General features: G+C 73.0%; 16 protein-coding genes. 10 read left to right on the forward strand and 6 right to left on the reverse strand.

All coding sequences use genetic code 11. From position 1 onward, the window contains the following. Positions 1–90: 90 nt before the first annotated feature. The 3 genes from ACZ4VW_RS29335 to ACZ4VW_RS29345 are packed head-to-tail and all read right to left on the reverse strand — an operon-like array spanning position 91 to position 3139. Positions 91–684 carry a TetR/AcrR family transcriptional regulator gene (locus ACZ4VW_RS29335; protein ID WP_467967591.1) on the reverse strand — a complete coding sequence of 198 codons (594 nt, stop codon included), beginning with the start codon at positions 682–684 and terminating at the stop codon, positions 91–93. 26 nt (positions 685–710) lie between these two features. Continuing rightward, positions 711–2369, reverse strand: coding sequence for an AMP-binding protein (locus ACZ4VW_RS29340; RefSeq protein ID WP_467967592.1), 1659 nt, complete (start codon positions 2367–2369; stop codon positions 711–713). Beyond that, entirely contained in the window at positions 2366–3139 is a 774-nt protein-coding gene (locus ACZ4VW_RS29345) for an SDR family oxidoreductase (protein WP_467967594.1), read from the reverse strand. The genes ACZ4VW_RS29340 and ACZ4VW_RS29345 overlap by 4 nt, the downstream gene beginning before the upstream one ends. 163 nt (positions 3140–3302) lie before the next feature. Between ACZ4VW_RS29345 and ACZ4VW_RS29350 the strand changes: the two genes are divergently transcribed. The 6 genes from ACZ4VW_RS29350 to ACZ4VW_RS29375 all read left to right on the forward strand — a co-directional run bounded on the left by ACZ4VW_RS29350 (position 3303) and on the right by ACZ4VW_RS29375 (position 8896). Continuing rightward, the gene (locus tag ACZ4VW_RS29350; RefSeq protein ID WP_467967596.1) at positions 3303–4562 is read left to right on the forward strand and encodes an exo-beta-N-acetylmuramidase NamZ family protein; all 1260 of its coding nucleotides are present in this window, start codon (positions 3303–3305) and stop codon (positions 4560–4562) included. Between the two features lie 184 nt (positions 4563–4746). Next, positions 4747–4875, forward strand: a complete 129-nt coding sequence (locus tag ACZ4VW_RS29355; protein ID WP_467967598.1) for a hypothetical protein — start codon at positions 4747–4749, stop codon at positions 4873–4875. A gap of 88 nt (positions 4876–4963) precedes the next feature. Continuing rightward, positions 4964–6220, forward strand: a complete 1257-nt coding sequence (locus ACZ4VW_RS29360; protein WP_467967600.1) for an alpha/beta hydrolase — start codon at positions 4964–4966, stop codon at positions 6218–6220. Between the two features lie 176 nt (positions 6221–6396). Further along, entirely contained in the window at positions 6397–7008 is a 612-nt protein-coding gene (locus ACZ4VW_RS29365; RefSeq protein WP_467967602.1) for a hypothetical protein, read from the forward strand. Next, positions 7005–7721, forward strand: a complete 717-nt coding sequence (locus ACZ4VW_RS29370) for a 3-keto-5-aminohexanoate cleavage protein (protein ID WP_467967604.1) — start codon at positions 7005–7007, stop codon at positions 7719–7721. The genes ACZ4VW_RS29365 and ACZ4VW_RS29370 overlap by 4 nt, the downstream gene beginning before the upstream one ends. Positions 7722–7825: 104 nt before the next feature. Then, the gene (locus ACZ4VW_RS29375) at positions 7826–8896 is read left to right on the forward strand and encodes an RNA ligase (ATP) (protein WP_467967606.1); all 1071 of its coding nucleotides are present in this window, start codon (positions 7826–7828) and stop codon (positions 8894–8896) included. Between the two features lie 71 nt (positions 8897–8967). Here the strand turns inward: ACZ4VW_RS29375 and soxR are convergent, their stop codons facing one another. After that, positions 8968–9435 carry a redox-sensitive transcriptional activator SoxR gene (gene soxR / locus ACZ4VW_RS29380; RefSeq protein WP_467967608.1) on the reverse strand — a complete coding sequence of 156 codons (468 nt, stop codon included), beginning with the start codon at positions 9433–9435 and terminating at the stop codon, positions 8968–8970. 100 nt (positions 9436–9535) lie between these two features. Here soxR and ACZ4VW_RS29385 point away from each other — a divergent pair, with 100 nt between their 5' ends. Beyond that, positions 9536–9997, forward strand: coding sequence for a MaoC family dehydratase (locus ACZ4VW_RS29385; protein ID WP_467967610.1), 462 nt, complete (start codon positions 9536–9538; stop codon positions 9995–9997). Here the strand turns inward: ACZ4VW_RS29385 and ACZ4VW_RS29390 are convergent. Both ACZ4VW_RS29390 and ACZ4VW_RS29395 read right to left on the reverse strand, forming a co-directional pair. After that, positions 9988–10623, reverse strand: a complete 636-nt coding sequence (locus ACZ4VW_RS29390; protein ID WP_467967612.1) for a TetR/AcrR family transcriptional regulator — start codon at positions 10621–10623, stop codon at positions 9988–9990. The two genes, ACZ4VW_RS29385 and ACZ4VW_RS29390, sit on opposite strands and share 10 nt — an antisense overlap. Positions 10624–10746: 123 nt before the next feature. Next, the gene (locus ACZ4VW_RS29395) at positions 10747–11898 is read right to left on the reverse strand and encodes an acyl-CoA dehydrogenase family protein (protein ID WP_467967614.1); all 1152 of its coding nucleotides are present in this window, start codon (positions 11896–11898) and stop codon (positions 10747–10749) included. A 71-nt stretch (positions 11899–11969) separates the two neighbouring features. Here ACZ4VW_RS29395 and ACZ4VW_RS29400 point away from each other — a divergent pair, with 71 nt between their 5' ends. The 3 genes from ACZ4VW_RS29400 to ACZ4VW_RS29410 all read left to right on the forward strand — a co-directional run bounded on the left by ACZ4VW_RS29400 (position 11970) and on the right by ACZ4VW_RS29410 (position 14464). Continuing rightward, positions 11970–12647, forward strand: coding sequence for a TetR/AcrR family transcriptional regulator (locus tag ACZ4VW_RS29400; protein ID WP_355116239.1), 678 nt, complete (start codon positions 11970–11972; stop codon positions 12645–12647). 126 nt (positions 12648–12773) lie between these two features. Beyond that, positions 12774–13469 carry an ArsR/SmtB family transcription factor gene (locus ACZ4VW_RS29405; RefSeq protein WP_467967616.1) on the forward strand — a complete coding sequence of 232 codons (696 nt, stop codon included), beginning with the start codon at positions 12774–12776 and terminating at the stop codon, positions 13467–13469. 32 nt (positions 13470–13501) lie between these two features. Next, the gene (locus ACZ4VW_RS29410) at positions 13502–14464 is read left to right on the forward strand and encodes a DMT family transporter (protein ID WP_467967618.1); all 963 of its coding nucleotides are present in this window, start codon (positions 13502–13504) and stop codon (positions 14462–14464) included. Positions 14465–14485 lie beyond the last annotated feature (21 nt).

The following is a 14485-nucleotide window of genomic DNA, read 5'->3' on the forward strand; positions in this document are numbered from 1 at the left end:
TACGAGGGCGGCCCTCCGCCTTGCGATCGCACGCACCAGACGCCGCGGGCCCTGCCCTGCGGGCAGACGGCGCTACTTTCCGGACACGGCCTAGGGCCGCAGCGCCCTCAGCAGCAGGTCGGCGAGCTGGTCGGCGACCTGCTGCGGGGTGAGGGGGCCGTCCGGGCGGTACCAGGTGGACAGGTGGTGGATCGAGCCGAAGTGGTAGTCCACGACCAGGTCGGCCGGAGTCGCCGCGGAGAACACCCCGGCCCGCTGGCCCTCCTCGATCAGCGCCCGGAAGCGCTCGTGGTAGCGCCGCCGCTCGGCGCGCACCTGCTTGTTCTTCTCCGGGCTGAGGTGGTGCATCGAGCGGAAGAAGATCGAGGCGTCGTCGAGGTTGTCGATCGTGGTGACCACGACGTCGGCGGCGGCGTCGCGCAGCCGCCGCTCCACCGGGGCGTCGGCGTCCGCGAAGGCGTCGAGCCGTTCCTGCTGGAGCCGCAGCACCCGGGAGTAGACCTCCTGGAGGAGGTCCTCCTTGGAACCGAAGTAGTGGTAGAGCGCGCCCTTCGTGACACCCGCCGCCTCCACGATCTCCTGGACGGAGGTGCGGTCGTAGCCACGCTCCGCGAAGAGCCGTGTGGCGGCGGCCAGCAGCCTCTGGGGGACGGGTGTACCGCTCCCGTCCGTCGTCCTGGCCATGCGCCGCCGCCTTTCACTCATGATCGTCATCGCTGGGGGGAACGCAGTTCCCGCCTCAGGATCTTCCCACTGGTCGTCTTGGGCAGCTCCGCCAGGATCTCCACCTCGCGCGGGTACTTGTACGCGGCGAGTCGCTGCTCACAGTAGGCGGAGAGCTCGGCGGGGCCGACGACGGCACCCGGGCGCAGGCTGACGTACGCCTTGACCGTCTCACCACGGTAGGAGTCGGGGACGCCGACGACGGCGGCCTCACGGACGGCCGGGTGGGTGTAGAGGACGTCCTCGACCTCCCGCGGCCAGACCTTGAAGCCGGAGGCGTTGATCATGTCCTTCTTGCGGTCGACGACGTAGAGCCAGCCGTCCGCGTCCATGAAGCCGATGTCGCCGGTGCGCAGCTCCCCGTCCGGGAAGGTCTGCGCGGTGGCCTCCGGGAGCCGCCAGTAGCCGGGGACGACCTGGGGGCCGCGCACCGCGATCTCGCCCTGCTCGCCGAAGGGCACCTCCGCGCCCGTCTCGTCCAGGATGCGGACGAGCGTGTCGGGGCCGGGGACGCCGACCGACAGCGTGCCGGAGGCGGAATCGACCGGCGCCTCCTTCTCGGGCGGCACCGCGGCGCAGGGGGCGGTGCACTCGGTGAGGCCGTAGCCGTTGTGGATGTACGGACCGAAGCCGGCGCGGAACTTCTCCACCAGGGCCGGCGGCACGGGCGCCCCGCCCGAGGAGATGACCAGGAACGAGGAGAAGTGGTCGCGGGTCGCCCCGGGGTGGGCGGCGAGGGCCATGAAGGCGGTGGAGGGGCCGACCGTGTACGCGGGGCGGTGCTCGAGGAAGGCGTCGAGGACGACACCGGCGTCGAAGCGGTAGGCGAGGACGAGGGTGCCGGCGTTGCCGAAGCAGGCGGCGAGCTCGCAGACCAGGCCGGTGATGTGGAAGAGCGGGGCGAGCACGAAGTAGCCGGCTCCCTCGGGGACGGGGTGTCCGGTGCGCTGGCGCTCGGCGTTGTAGGTGATGCCCCGGTGGAGGTTGAGGGCGCCCTTGGGGGTGCCGCTGGTGCCGGAGGTGTAGCTGATCAGGGCCACGTCGTCGGCGGCGGGTGTGCGGTCGGCGGGGGCGGGGTGTCCGGCGCGGGCGACGGTCAGCAGGTCGTCGGCCTCGGTCGCGACCGGCTCGAAGCCGAGCACCCGGGGGTCGTCGCGGGTCTGCAGGTCGCGTTCACAGGCGGTGAGCGCGATGCGTACGGAGGAGTCGGCGGCGGTCTCGCGCAGGTACGCGTCCCAGGCCCGGTCGGAGCAGACGAGGGCGGTGGCGCCGGAGTCCCGCAGGGCGTGCCCGACCTCGGCCGACTTGTACATCGGGTTCAGCGGAACGACGGTCGCGCCCGCCTTCCACGCGCCGAGCAGGGCGAGGACGAAGTGCGGGCTGTTCTGGAGCATGATCGCGACCCGGTCGCCCCGGCTCAGGCCGCGGGCGGCGAGGTGTCCGGCGACCGAGTCGGACAGCGCGTCGGTCTCGCGGTAGGTCAGGCGGCCGTCGAAGTAGGCCAGGGCCGGGTGTTCGGGGGCCCGGGCGGCGGCGGCCCGGAAGGCGTGCAGCACGGTGTCGGGCGGGGTGATCGGGCCCCGCTGGACCTCGGTCAGCTGGGCGAGCCACGGCCTGGCCGCGTAGATCGACTCGCTCGGGGTCATGCGCCCACCCCTTCCCACTTCCGCTGGAGGTGGTTCATGTTGCCGAGCCAGCGCTCGGGGTCGGCCGCCCTGGCCTGGTAGTACGTGGCCACCTCGGGGTGCGGCAGGACCAGGAAGCGGTCGGCCTCCATGGCGTCGAAGAGGGAGTCGGCGACATCCTCGGGCTCGATGGCGGTGGGGGCCAGGACCAGGTCGCCGGCCGATCCGGCGGCGGTGAGCATGTCCGTCCGTACGCCCTGCGGGCAGATCGCGTGGACCTTGATGCCGCGGTGGCGGTAGGTGAGGGAGAGCCATTCGGCGAAGGCGTACGCGCCGTGCTTGGAAACGCTGTACGGGGCGGCGCCGACCATGGTGAGCAGGCCGGCGGCGGAGACCGTGGAGACGAAGCGGCCGGTGCCGCGCTCCAGCCAGCCGGGCAGCAGAGCGCGGGCCGCGCGGACATGGGCCATGACGTTGACGTCCCAGGCGGCGGCCCAGACGGCCTCGTCGGCGAAGGCGTCGCCGGGCGAGGCGAGACCGGCGTTGGCGCACCAGACATCGAGGGAGGCGCCGGCGCCGGCAAGGGCCTCGCGGGCCTCCTCGACGATCTCCGAGGCGTCTCCGGCCACGGCGATGGCGCCGATCTCCTCGGCGACCGCCTTGGTGCGGCCGGGGTCGAGGTCGTTGACGACGACCCGGGCGCCCTCGGCGGCGAACCGGCGGGCCAGCGCGGCTCCGATCCCGCCTCCCGCGCCCGTGACGACCACTCCAGCGCCCTGCACCGTACTCATCGGGACCCGCCTCTCGGTTACGACAGTCCCAGCAGACTAACCAGTCGGTATGTGGCAGGGGAAGACCTCGGGAAGACCTCCCGCGCACGCCTCGTTCCCTGGGGCCGTCAGGAGCGCTAGCGTGCCAGCCCATGTCAGGGAGGGCGATCAAGGAGGTTTCCGTATGAGCCTGTCCGGACGTTCGGGACTGTCGAGGCGCGGCCTGCTGGCCGTGGGCGGCGCGGTGGGGCTGGGGGCCGCCGCGGCGCCCGTGGCCGCCGCCCAGGAGGGCGGCCGCCGGGTCCGCACCGGCTTCGAGCGGCTGGCCGCCGGCGGGTACGCCCCGCTCGCCGGACAGCGGGTCGGCGTCGTCACCAACCCCACCGGGATCGCGTCCGACGTCCGGCACGTCGTCGACGTCATGCACGCCGACGACCGGGTCGACCTGGTGGCCGTCTTCGGCCCCGAGCACGGTTTCCGTGGCACGGCGCAGGCGGGCGGCTCGGAGGGCCGGTACGACGATCCCGCGACCGGGCTTCCCGTCTACGACACGTACCTCAAGAGCGGGCAGCCGCTCGCGGACGTCTTCACCGCCTCGGGCGTGGACACCGTCGTCTTCGACATCCAGGACGTGGGTGCGCGCTTCTACACGTACATCTGGACGCTCTACGACTGCATGGTGGCGGCCGCGCTGGCGGGGAAACGGTTCGTCGTCCTGGACCGGCCGAATCCGGTCACCGGGCGGGCGGCGCTCGGTCCGGTCCTCGACCGTTCCTTCGCCACCTTCGTGGGGCGCGAGCCGATCGCGCAGGCCCACGGGATGACGGTGTCGGAGCTGGCCCGGCTGTTCAACGGGGAGTTCCTGACGCGGCCGGTGGAGCTGGAGACCGTACGGATGTCGGGGTGGAGGCGGCGCGACTTCTTCGACGCCACCGGGCTGCCCTGGGTCCCGCCGAGCCCCAACATGCCCACGCCGGACACCGCGCTCGTCTACGCCGGCACCTGCCTCTTCGAGGGCACCAACCTCTCCGAGGGGCGCGGCACCACCCGCCCCTTCGAGCTGCTCGGAGCGGAGGGGATCGACCGGCGGTGGGCGGAGGCCGCGAACGCCCTGGAGCTGCCCGGGGTGCGCTTCCGCGAGGCGTACTTCGCCCCGACGTTCTCCAAGTTCCAGGGCAGGACGGTCGGCGGCGTGCATGTGCAGGTGCACGACCGGGCGGCGTTCGACCCGGTACGGACCGGGATCGGGCTCCTCGTCAGCGCCAGGCGCTCGTGGAGCGGCTTCGCCTGGCGCCCCGACCACTGGATCGACAAGCTGACCGGTTCGACGCGGGTACGGACCCTGATCGACGCGGGCGCGGACACGGACGAGGTGGTGGGGGCGTGGGGCGCGGACCTGGCCGCGTTCCGTGCCGTACGGGAGGAGTACCTGCTCTACAGCTGACGGTGGACCGCCTCAGGAGGGATCAGAGTGCCACGACCGCCCCCACCAGGGGTAACCGCTGTCGTGTGAGCGTGTTCATGGATCAAGCCTGTCGGCGGACGGGCCGCCGCGGCCAACCCGCCTCCACCCTGATCGCCCGGGCGACCTGCGCGCGGCGACGCCCGCCGCCCGCGGCCGGCTGGACGTGCACCGCCCCACCTGGCTGATCGGCACCGCGTATCCGTGGGCGGGCAACCAGGCGCCGGTCCGGCTCGCCACCTCGTACGACCTGGTCGTCCACTTCCCGGAGATCTCCGCGGCGCGTCTCCGCTGAAAGCCTGGCCGTCCCTCCGCTCGCGCAGGATGCTGGCGCGGGAAGTGATTCCTCAGGCGCTTCCCCGACGCGGAGGGACGGGCAGACCATGGCCGGGATCAGTGTGGAGCCGTACCGGGAGATCACCTTCGACAAGGACGGGGACGGGGCGGCCGGGCAGCACGACGCGCTCGCGGGGCTGGCCCGGCAGGGGGTCACGGATCTGGTGGCGTTCGCCCACGGGTGGAACAACTCCCGCTCCGTGGCCACCCGGCTGTACGGCGCGTTCTTCGCCCCGTTTCCGCAGGCCGTGAGGCCCGAGGTGCGGGCGGGCTACGCGGGGGTGGTGTGGCCGTCGATGATGTTCTCGGACGAGCCGATCCCCGACTTCGAGTCGGTGGCCGGGGCGGTCACGGACGGGCCGATCCCCGACATGGAGGCCGTGGCGGCCGTGCACCCGGGCAAGGAAGGGGTGGTGGAACGGCTGGCCACGCTGCTGCGGGAGCAGCCGGACGACGAGGCGGCCCTCGCCGAATTCGGGGAGCTGTTGCGGGAGTTGACCGACTCCCACGGCTCGCGTGGTTACGCGCAGGAGGGCCCGGACGTGCCGGACTTCCTGCTCGGGGACCCGGTGGCCGTCTGCGCGATGTTCGCCGACGCGCTGGAGGAGGCGGCGGGACCGGGGAGCGTGCCCACGCCGCGCGAGGCGTTCGGTGGGCGGATGACGCGGTACTGGAAGGGCGCGCGGGAGGCTCTGCGGCAGGCGACGTACTACACGATGAAGCGCCGTTCCGGCACGGTGGGCGAGCGGGGGCTCGGGCCGCTGCTCGGTGAACTGGCCCGCTCCTCCCCCGGTCTGCGGATCCATCTCGTCGGACACAGCATGGGGGCCCGGCTCGTCTCGTACGCCCTGCGCGGGCTGCCCACCGGGGCACGGAACGTGGCGTCGGTGACGCTGCTCCAGGGGGCTTTCTCGCACTACGCGTTCTCGGCCAGTCTTCCGCACGAGCCGGGCAGGGGCGGTTCGCTGCGCGATCTCCAGCGGCGGGTCGACGGTCCGGTGGTGGCCTGCTACTCGCGGCACGACACGGCCCTGCGCGTGATCTACCCGCTGGCCTCGCGCCTGGCCCGGGACGCCGAGTCGTTGCTCGCCGGCGACAAGCGGTGGGGGGCCATCGGTCACGACGGCGTCCAGGCGGTTCCCGGCACGCCCGTGCTGACCCTGGCGCGGGCGCTGCGCGACGGTGTCCCGGCGGCGGGCTGCGTGAGCGTCGACGCGGCGGAGGTGGTCGGCGAGCACAGTGACATCTGCCACCCGGAGCTGGCGCGGGTGGTGGCTGCGGCGGGCCGGATCGGGCGGCGGTAGGCCGCGTCCCGGCCGGTACGTCCCGCCACGGCTCCCTTCCGCGCGCCTCCGTCGGCCCGTCGAATTCACGCCTCTGATGGCCCCCATCGGATTTTCGATGGAACACGACGGGGCAGTCGTTCGTCCATCCCATAACGTCCTTGACGCCGAAGTACCACCGACGGAGGTGCGGAGCGATGGCGGGTTTCCGGAGTCTTGCGAGACAGGTGCGTGATCCGGGGTGCGACACGGCGCTGCGGCGGTATTCGCTGCGCAAGTGCCTGGAGCGGTTCGCCCCGTACGGGCACCGCGCGACCTGGGACCACCTGTGCCGCAGGCACAGGTTCGGGCCCGAGGACCGGGACCTGGATCCGGGGCGGCTGGTGGCCGCTCTGGAGGAGTTGGAGGAGGCGCGGGCCGTCTGGCTCGCGTACGAGAAGGAGTTCGCGGCGCGGCGGCGGCACGAGAAGCACCTCGGGCTGCGCCGGCCCGGCGCGCTCGACGACTGGCACCGGCGGACCTGGGGCGGCAACGGGGTGGCGCGGTGCGACGATCCGGCGGTGCACCCGTCCGAGCCGCTGGCCGAGGTGCTGCGGCGGCTGATCACGGCGCTCGAGTCCGGGCCCGGGGAGAGCTGCCCGGTGTGCGCGGGGCCCCGGATCGAGTGGCGGCCGGACCTGGACGACGAGCCGTGGTTCGGTCCGGTGTGCGGTGACTGCGGGGTGGTGGTGCCGCGAGCGGTGCTGACCTCGCGGGCGCTGGCGCGGGCCCGGGGTGACGCGATGCCGCGGCTGGCGTCGGTGGCATGATCCAGGTCTGTCTGAACGGGGGCCGCGGGCCCGGCGATGCGGCAGCGGTGCCGATGTCGCCGGCCGCCATGGCGGAAGCCGCGGCGGAGTCGGTCGCGGCGGGGGCCTCGGACGTGCACGTGCACCCGAAGACCCCGTGCGGGGGCGACACGCTGTCGCCGCGGGTGGTGGCGGAGACCCTGGTGGCGCTGCGGGAGGCCGTGGACGTGCCGGTGGGTGTGACGACGGGTGCCTGGGCGGAGCCCGACCCGGTCCGGAGGGTGGAGCGCGTCCGCGCGTGGACGGCCCTTCCCGACCACGCCTCCGTGAACTGGCACGAGCCGGGGGCCGAGGAGCTGGCGGCGGCGCTGCTGGACCGTGGCGTCGGTGTGGAGGCGGGCCTCTGGTCGGGCACGGACGGCCCTGAGCGGTTCCTCCGCTCGCCCCTGGCGCCCAGGGTGCTGCGGATCCTCGCGGAGGTCACGGACCCGGACCCGGCGACCGCCCCGTCCACGGCCCGCGCCCTGTTGAGCCGGCTGGGCCGCGCCCACGGCCGCCCGGTCCTCCTCCACGGCGAGAACGGCGCCACCTGGCCGGTCCTCCGCCTGGCCCGCTGCCTGGGCCTGTCCACCCGGATCGGCCTGGAGGACACCCTCCTCCTGCCGGACGGCAGCCCGGCGGGGTCGAACGCCCAGCTCGTGGCGGCGGCGGTCTCGGTGACCGTCCCCGAGTAGGGGGCCGGTGAGGCTAGCAGCCCAAAATCCGGTGGCTCAGGGCATTTTCGCTCCGGCACAGTGATCGGCGATGAGACCGACACCCGAGTCCCCGGAGAACCGACATGTCGACCCTGCGCGTCACCGCCGAGCCGCTGACCGTCCATGAGCATCCGAACGCCGACGCGCTCGAACTGGCCCAGGTGGGCCTGTATCGAGCCGTTGTCGCCAAGGGCGCGTACCGCACCGGTGATGTCGCCGTGTACATCCCGGAGCAGGCCGTGCTGCCCGCCTCGCTCGTCGACGAGCTCGGGCTGACCGGGCGGCTGGCCGGGAAGGCGTCGGACCGGGTCAAGGCCGTGCGGCTGCGCGGGGAGTTGTCGCAGGGGATCGTGTGCCGGCCCAGGGCGCTGGCGGAGGTCGACCTGGTCGCCGCCGCCGCCGAGGGGAGGGACTTCGCCGAGGTCCTGGGCATCAGCAAGTGGGTGCCGCCGATCCCGCCGACGATGAGCGGGGACGTGGAGTCCGCGCCGGATCTGCTGCCGTGGGTCGACATCGAGAACCTGCAGCGGTATCCGGACATGTTCGAGCCCGGCGAGCCGGTGGTCCTGACGGAGAAGCTGCACGGTTCGGCCTGTCTGGCGACGTACGTCGCCGAGGACGGCCGGCTGCGCGTCTCCTCGAAGGGGTTCGGCGCGAAGGGGCTGGCGCTCCGGGAGGATCCGCGGAATCTGTACTGGCGGGCGATCCACGGCCACGGTGTGCCGGCGGTCGCGGCGCGGCTCGCCGAGCGGCTCGGCGCCCGCCGGGTCGGGCTGTTCGGTGAGGTGTACGGGGCCGGTGTGCAGGACCTGGGCTACGGCGCGAACGCCCGCGGCGAGGACCTCGGTTACGCCGTCTTCGACGTGTCGGCCGAGATCGACGGCCAGGTGCGGTGGCTGGACCCGGCCGAGGTCCTGGAGCCGGGTGAACTGCCGCTCGTACCGCGGCTGTACACGGGGCCGTACGACCCGGACCGAGTGCTGGAGCTGGCGAGCGGCCGGGAGACCGTGTCCGGGCGCGAGCTGCATCTGCGGGAGGGCGTCGTGATCCGCCCGGTGACGGAGCGGTACAGCCCGGTGGTCGGGGGCCGCGCCATCGCCAAGGCCGTCAGCCCGGCCTATCTGACCCGTAAGGGCGGTACGGAGTACGAGTGATCCGGCCGACCGGAACCGAGGGGCCCGTCCACGGGGGTGGCGGGCCCCTCTCCGTGCGACCGGAGCGTTCGTCAGGAGGCGTTCCGGCTCTCCGCCATCAGGCGCGAGCCCGTCATCCGCTCGCCGAACACGTCGTCGGGGTTGGACAGCACACAGGTCTGCAGCGACAGGCATCCGCAGCCGATGCAGTCGGTCAGGTGATCGCGCAGCCGTCCGAGCTGCTTGATCCGCTCGTCGAGCTCGGTGCGCCAGGCGGCCGAGAGCCGCGCCCAGTCCTCGTTGGTGGGGGTGCGCTCCTCGGGGAGTTCGGCGAGCGCGTCGCGGATGGTCGCGAGCGGGATGCCGACGCGCTGCGCGGCCCGGATGAAGGCGACCCTGCGGAGGATGTCGCGGCCGTAGCGACGCTGGTTGCCGCTGGTGCGGCGGCTGCTGATCAGGCCCTTGGTCTCGTAGAAGTGCAAGGCGGACACGGCGGCGCCGCTGCGCGCGGACAGCTGGCCGACGGTGAGTTCATGGATCTTCTCTGGAATCTGCGGCACTCCTCGAACCCTACTTGTCCGTTGACAGCGGACCCCCCACCCCCACATGCTGAGCAAGCGCTTAGACAGTGCTCACAGGTACGAGAAGGGACGAGGAAACATGGCTGAGCCGAGGATCTTCACCTCCGCCGAGGAGCTGCGCGCCGGAGTCGGCGAGCAGCTGGGCCACAGTGACTGGCTGGAGATCGACCAGAAGCGGATCGATCTGTTCGCCGACGCGACCGGCGATCACCAGTGGATCCACGTGGACCCGGAGCGGGCGGCCGCCGGGCCGTTCGGGAAGACGATCGCGCACGGCTATCTCACGCTGTCCCTGCTGCCGGCGCTGGTTCCGCAGATCATGCGCGTCGAGGGCATGAAGATGGGCATCAACTACGGCACGGAGAAGGTGCGTTTCCCCTCCCCCGTGCCCGTCGGCTCCCGGCTGCGCGCGAGCGCGGTGCTGACGAAGGTCGAGGAGGCCGGCGGCGGCGTGCAGGTCACCGCCGCCGTGACGGTGGAGCGCGAGGGCGGCGACAAGCCGGTCTGCGTCGCCGAGTCGGTCTCGCGCTACTACTTCTGAGCGCCCACCATCCGCAGCACGAGGTCGGCGTAGAGCGCGCCGACCTCGTCCGGCGTCCGCCGGCCCTGCGTGTTGAACCAGCGCGAGACGTCGATACAGAGGGAGAGCACCGCCACGGTGGTGCCCGCCACGTCCGGCACGTCGAACTCCCCGGCCGCGACACCCTCGTTGATGATCCCCCGCACGGCCGCGTCGGACTCGCGGCGCAGCTCGACGATCTCGGCGCGGTGCTCGGGGCCGAGCGCGTCGAGCTCGTACTGCACGACCCGGGCGGTGGTGTGCCGCTCGGCGTGCCAGCGCACGAAGGACCGTACGGCGTCCGCGAGGCGCTCGCCGGCCGTGCCCTCGCCGTCGGCCGCGGCCCGAAGGATCTCCAGGGCCCTGTCGTGGCCGATGCGGCTGATCCGGTGGAGCAGCTCTTCCTTGGTCTTGTAGTGGATGTAGAGCGCGGCCGGGCTCATGCCGGCCCGGCCCGCGATGTCCCGGGTCGTGGTGGCGTGGTAGCCGCGCTCGGCGAACGCCTCGACGGCCGCGACGAGCAGCCTCCTGGCCGCCTCGGGCGTGACCTCGCCCCACGGCACGTCCTCGCCGCCGGGCGTCTCCTCCGCCGCGTCCGCCGCGCTCATCGTTCGCCCCTTACTCCAGCCGTCAGGACGAACACCATACAACGAAGCTGAGCAAGCGCTTAGAGTGCGGATCCTCTCCGGGCGGTCCCGGTGCCGGGAAGCCCGGCCGGGCGCCGCTCGTCCTCAGAACGCCGAGACGCCTGTCAGGGCGCGTCCGATGATCAGCTTCTGGATCTGGCTGGTGCCCTCGTACAGCGTCATCACCCGGGCGTCGCGCAGCAGCTTCCCGACCGGGTACTCGTCGATGTAGCCGTAGCCTCCGAAGACCTGGAGGGCGTTGTTGGCGGCGCGGACGGCGGCCTCGGAGGCGTACAGCTTGGCCTTCGAGGCGGCGGTGGCGAACTCCTGTCCCCGGTCGATCAGATCGGCGACGCGCCAGGTCAGCAGCCGGGAGGCGTCGACGTCGACGGCGATGTCGCTGATCAGCTCCTGCACCAGCTGGTACGAGGCGATGGGCTTGCCGAACTGTTCGCGCTCCCCCGCGTAGCGCACAGCCGCGTCGAGCGCGGCCTGCGCGATGCCGACACAGCCGGCGGCGACCGACATCCGCCCCTTGGCCAGGGCGGACATGGCGAGGGAGAAGCCCTTGCCCTCGGGGCCGAGCATCGCGGAGGCGGGGACGCGGACGTCCTCCAGGATCAGTTCGGCGGTCGCCTGGCCGCGCAGCCCGAGCTTGCCGTGGATGGTGCGGCGGCTGAGGCCCGGGGTGTCCGTGGGCACGAGGAAGGCGGAGACGCCCCGGTGACCGGGCTCTTCGCCGGTGCGGGCGAAGAGCAGGACGACATCGGCCCAGGTGCCGTTGGTGATGAACATCTTGGAGCCGTTGACGACGTACGTGTCACCGTCCCGGACGGCCTTGGTGGCGAGGCTGCCGGCGTCCGAGCCGGTGCCGGGCTCGGTCAGCCCGAAGCAGCCGACGGCCTCGCCGGAGCTGAGCCTGGGCAGCCAGGCGCGCTTCTGCTCCTCGGTGCCCCAGGACGCGATGGTCTTGGCGACGAGCCCGAGCGAGACGGAGACGATGCCGCGCACGGAGGAGTCGCCGCGGCCGAGCTCCTCGGTGACGAGGCAGTAGGCGAGGTGGTCGCCGCCGGAGCCGCCGTACTCCTCCGGGATGGTGAGTCCGAGGAAGCCGACGGCGCCGAGCTTCTTGACGATCGACCGGTCGACGTCCTCGGCGCGGTCCCACGCGACGACGTGCGGGGCGACCTCGCGGGCGACGAAGTCCTCGGCGAGCTGCCGTACGGCTTCCTGTTCCTCGCTGAGCTCCAGGTTCACTGCCACACCGACCTTCGGGACGAGTTTAATTAGCACTGCTAGTTTCTAGGCGCAGCCCTACTATGTGCGCCATGGCCCGACCGCGCAAGCCCCTCCTCAGCCGAGACCGGATCGTCGAGACGGCGAGCGCGCTCGTGGACGCGGAGGGCCTCGCCGCCGTCTCCACGCGGCGGCTCGCGGCCGAGCTCGGAGTGAGCGGGCCCTCGCTCTACAACCACTTCCGCACCAAGGACGAGATCCTCGACGCCGTCGCCGACGCGGTCAGCGCGAAGGTCGACCTGTCGATGTTCGAGGAAGGCGACGGCCGCGACTGGCGTACGGCGCTCGGTGACTGGGCCGCCTCCTACCGCGCCGCCCTCGCCGACCACCCGAACATCGTCCCGGTCCTGGCGCAGGGCCCCGGCCGCCGCCCGGCGGGCCTGAAGGTCGCCGACGCCGTCTTCGGCGCGATGGTCCGGGCGGGCTGGCCACCGGCCCAGGCCACGTACATCGGCGCGCTGATGCGCTACTTCGTCACCGGCTCGGCGCTGGGCTCCTTCGCCCGGGGCTTCGTCGACGACGAGACGGCCTACGACCCGGCGGACTACCCTCACCTGGGCCAGGCGCACCTCCTGGCCGAGCACCGGCAGAAGGTCGACGAGGGCGCGTTCGAGACGGGCCTGCGGGCGCTGCTCGACGGTCTGGCGGTGCAGTACGAGGCAGGGGTGCGGGGGACCTGGACGCGACAGGACGCGACGAGCGACTCCTGAAGCGACACCTCGGGGTGGCGCCACGGTCCGGCGGCGCGGGGACGCCACCGAGGTCCGGGGCCCTCCGAACGCCCGCGCCGGGACCCTTCGGCCCTCGCCGAACCGTGACCGCGCCATGCTGTCCCCATGGCACCCAGAGACCTCGCCGCCCTGGCGGCGCTCCTCGCCGACGAGACCCGCGCCGCGTTCCTGCTCGCCCTGCTCGACGGGCGGGCCTGGACGGCCGGGGAACTCGCCCGCCACGCGCGCGTGGCGCCGTCCACCGCCAGTGAACACCTCGGCAAGCTCGTCGCGGGCGGGGTGCTCACCGAGGAGCGGCAGGGCCGGCACCGGTACGTGCGTCTCGCCGATTCCGGGATCGCGCACCTCGTCGAGGATCTCGCGGCCCGGTCCGAGCCCGCGGCCGCGGAGCCGCCTCGCTCGCTGCGGGCCGCCGGTGCCGGGCGGGCGATGGCACGGGGACGTACCTGTTACGACCATCTCGCCGGGCGTCTGGGGATCGCGATCACGGAGGCGATGACCGTGCGCGGGCTGCTGCGCCAGGACACCGGGTTCGCGCTCACCGACCGGGGCGTGGCGTGGTTCGGTGAGCACGGCATCCCGCTGACCGCCAGGGGGCGGCGGCCCGTCGCCCGCGGCTGTCTCGACCTGACCGAGCGCAAGCCGCATCTCGCGGGGGTCGCCGGCGCGGCGCTCTGCGCGCACGCGCTGGAGAGCGGCTGGTGCGTACGGATCGGGACCGAACGCGCCGTGAAGGTGACCCCGGAGGGGGAGGACGCCCTCCACCGGGCCCTCGGTATCGAGCCGGCGATAATTCGGTGAACGCCGAACCATTCAGGGCCTACGGTCACCCCATGACCAACTCCCCCGCCACCTCACGCCTCGCGCTCGCCGCGGCCGGTGTCACCGTCGTCCTGTGGGCCTCCGCCTTCGTCTCGATCCGCAGCGCCGGGGCCGCCTACTCCCCCGGCGCGCTCGCCCTCGGCCGGCTCCTCGCCGGGGCTCTCGTCCTCGGAGCGGTCCTCCTGATCCGGCGGGAGGGGCTGCCGTCGCGGGCGGCCTGGCCGGGGATCGCGGTCTCCGGACTCCTGTGGTTCGGCGCGTACATGGTGGTGCTGAACTGGGGTGAGCAGGAGGTCGACGCGGGCACGGCCGCGATGGTCGTGAACATCGGGCCGATCCTGATCGCGCTGCTCGGCGCCCGGTTCCTCGGCGAGAGGCTGCCGCCCCGGCTGATCGCGGGGATGGGCGTGTCGTTCGCGGGGGCCGTGGCCGTGGGCCTCTCGATGTCGGACGAGGGGCACGCCTCGGTCCTCGGCGTGGTGCTCTGCCTGCTCGCCGCCGCGGCCTACGCGGGTGGTGTCGTCGCCCAGAAGCCGGCGCTCGCCCACGGAAGCGCCCTGCAGGTCACGACCTTCGGGTGTCTGGTCGGCACGGTGGCCTGTCTGCCGTTCGCGGGGCAGCTCATCGACGAGGCGGGCCGGGCCCCGCTCTCCGCGACCCTGAACATGGTGTACCTCGGGGTCTTCCCGACGGCCCTCGCGTTCACGACCTGGGCCTACGCCCTGGCCCGGACGACCGCGGGCCGGATGGGCGCGACGACGTACGCCGTGCCGGCGCTGGTGGTCGTCATGGCCTGGGTGTTCCTCGGTGAGCTGCCGGGACTGCTGACGCTCGCGGGTGGCGCGCTGTGCCTGGCCGGCGTGGCCGTCTCGCGCTCCCGGCCGAAGCCCCCGCAGGAGAGGGCCGAGAGCGCCGACGCGGCGCCGGCCCAGGCCCGGCCCGAAGCCGAGATCCCCGACAAGGGCAAGGTCTAGGGCGGGCCGGGCGGGATTCTT

It is taken from the genome of Streptomyces sp. NPDC029139 (genome assembly GCF_055564335.1).

Coding starts and splice junctions, on each gene's coding strand:
- ACZ4VW_RS29335 (WP_467967591.1), bottom strand. CDS start 684: ATGGCCAGGACGACGGACGGGAGCGGTACACCCGTCCCCCAGAGGCTG.
- ACZ4VW_RS29340 (WP_467967592.1), bottom strand. CDS start 2,369: ATGACCCCGAGCGAGTCGATCTACGCGGCCAGGCCGTGGCTCGCCCAG.
- ACZ4VW_RS29345 (WP_467967594.1), bottom strand. CDS start 3,139: ATGAGTACGGTGCAGGGCGCTGGAGTGGTCGTCACGGGCGCGGGAGGC.
- ACZ4VW_RS29350 (WP_467967596.1), top strand. CDS start 3,303: ATGAGCCTGTCCGGACGTTCGGGACTGTCGAGGCGCGGCCTGCTGGCC.
- ACZ4VW_RS29360 (WP_467967600.1), top strand. CDS start 4,964: ATGGCCGGGATCAGTGTGGAGCCGTACCGGGAGATCACCTTCGACAAG.
- ACZ4VW_RS29365 (WP_467967602.1), top strand. CDS start 6,397: ATGGCGGGTTTCCGGAGTCTTGCGAGACAGGTGCGTGATCCGGGGTGC.
- ACZ4VW_RS29370 (WP_467967604.1), top strand. CDS start 7,005: ATGATCCAGGTCTGTCTGAACGGGGGCCGCGGGCCCGGCGATGCGGCA.
- ACZ4VW_RS29375 (WP_467967606.1), top strand. CDS start 7,826: ATGTCGACCCTGCGCGTCACCGCCGAGCCGCTGACCGTCCATGAGCAT.
- ACZ4VW_RS29385 (WP_467967610.1), top strand. CDS start 9,536: ATGGCTGAGCCGAGGATCTTCACCTCCGCCGAGGAGCTGCGCGCCGGA.
- ACZ4VW_RS29390 (WP_467967612.1), bottom strand. CDS start 10,623: ATGAGCGCGGCGGACGCGGCGGAGGAGACGCCCGGCGGCGAGGACGTG.
- ACZ4VW_RS29400 (WP_355116239.1), top strand. CDS start 11,970: ATGGCCCGACCGCGCAAGCCCCTCCTCAGCCGAGACCGGATCGTCGAG.
- ACZ4VW_RS29405 (WP_467967616.1), top strand. CDS start 12,774: ATGGCACCCAGAGACCTCGCCGCCCTGGCGGCGCTCCTCGCCGACGAG.
- ACZ4VW_RS29410 (WP_467967618.1), top strand. CDS start 13,502: ATGACCAACTCCCCCGCCACCTCACGCCTCGCGCTCGCCGCGGCCGGT.